This is a genomic window from Cohnella zeiphila (genome assembly GCF_014212055.1).
In the GTDB taxonomy this organism is placed as follows: Bacteria; Bacillota; Bacilli; order Paenibacillales; family Paenibacillaceae; genus Cohnella; species Cohnella zeiphila.
On the sequence record NZ_JACJVO010000070.1, the window covers coordinates 1 to 1,666 of the forward strand.

The following is a 1,666-nucleotide window of genomic DNA, read 5'->3' on the forward strand; positions in this document are numbered from 1 at the left end:
CATGAAGTGAATCCTGCCGCGTCGTCAAAAAGGCCTCGCAAGAGGGAGAAGAGGAAGCCGAGTCCCGGAGATATGGACGAAGGCCAAGGAAGCTGCTAAGAACTTGGAGCGACAGCGAAGAATCCTCCGGCGTAGAGGGAACGGCATGGTCTGAAAGAGGATGCAGTGAACTGGGGAGACCCTCCCCTGCACGGGAGAAAAAAATCTCTCGTAGCGAGATGCTCTATAAGCCAAGAGGTGAAGTGAGCCATCTGCAGGAAGGGAGTCCGAGGGGCTCAGAGTACCGAGGAACGCAGGACAACACAACCTGCGGGAGGGAAGGAGCCCTGCTTTGTTCAAGCTTTTGGAGGAGGTACGAGTGAGTGAATGCCACCCGGCTAACGACACCGAGGGAAAAAGTTCAACAACTCCGAGAAAAGCTAGGTCATGCCGCCAAGACAAGCAAGAGTAGAAGATTCCATGCGCTGTACGACAAAGTGTGTCGGCCGGATGTGCTATGGGAAGCCTGGCGCAGCGTGCGGGCCAATAAAGGAGCGGCAGGAGTAGACGGCGAGACGCTGGCGGACATCGAGAAGAAGGGCGAAGCCCGGTTCGTCGAGGAATGCCGGGAGCGTCTTATTCAGAATCGCTACCGCCCTCAGCCTGTACGGCGCCACTACATCGACAAGAAAGACGGGCGAAAGCGGCCGCTGGGCATCCCGACGATTCAAGACCGCGTCGTACAAATGGCCGTGAAACTGGTGATGGAACCGATCTTCGAAGCGGATTTTCAGGAGAGTTCTTTTGGCTTTCGTCCGAAGCGCAGCGCCAAACAAGCGCTGGAGCGAATCCGCAAAGCGTGCAACCGCAAAGGCAATTGGGTGGTCGACGTCGACATCCAAGGGTTCTTCGACAACATCAACCAAGCAAAGCTGATGAAGCTGGTGGAAATGCGAATCAGCGACAGACGCGTGCTCAAGCTGATTCGGCAGTGGCTCGAAGCCGGCGTGATGGAAGAGGGGCAAGTAAGAAGAAACGACTTGGGCACGCCGCAGGGCGGCGTGATCTCGCCTTTGCTTGCCAACATCTATCTGAATTATCTCGACAGGCTGTGGGAGAAGCACGGGAAAGAAGTTGGGGAACTAACGCGGTATGCGGACGACTTCGTCGTGGTGTGCAAGACAAGGAAGGATGCGATCCATGCTCATAAGCTGATTGCAGCGATTATGGAGCGTCTGGAGCTGACCATGCACCCGGAGAAGACGCGGATTGTGGGGCTGTGGACGGGAGAAGAAGGATTTGACTTCCTCGGCATGCACCACCGGAAGGCGAAGGCGGAAACGGGACAAAGCCACGTGTACTACACCACGCGGCAATGGCTTAGCAGGAAAGCGGAGAAGCACATCCGGGAAGTGTTGAAGGAACGATTAGCGCCGCCAAGCATGCGGCATGTGTCGTTCGAGGAACACGTGAAATGGCTCAATTTGAGAATTCAAGGCTGGAAGAACTATTATGCGACGCCGTACAGCACGAAGTGGATGGCCAAGTTGGACTGGTACATTCGGCAAAGGCTGACGAAGTGGTACGCAAAGAAGTGCCAACGAGATCGCTGGCGCGGTTCCGGAAGCGAAGTTAAAAGGCTAAGCCAAATGCATGGACTCAAAACGCTATTGTAAATCGCATGCGC

Annotated in this window: 1 protein-coding gene; it reads left to right on the forward strand. The window is 55.5% G+C overall.

What is annotated here, in order from left to right; genetic code table 11:
- The first annotated feature begins 362 nt into the window (after window positions 1-362).
- Window positions 363-1,655 (forward strand): group II intron reverse transcriptase/maturase, encoded by a 1,293-nt coding sequence (gene ltrA, locus H7C18_RS34475; RefSeq protein WP_185133672.1) that lies wholly within the window; start codon window positions 363-365, stop codon window positions 1,653-1,655.
- Window positions 1,656-1,666 lie beyond the last annotated feature (11 nt).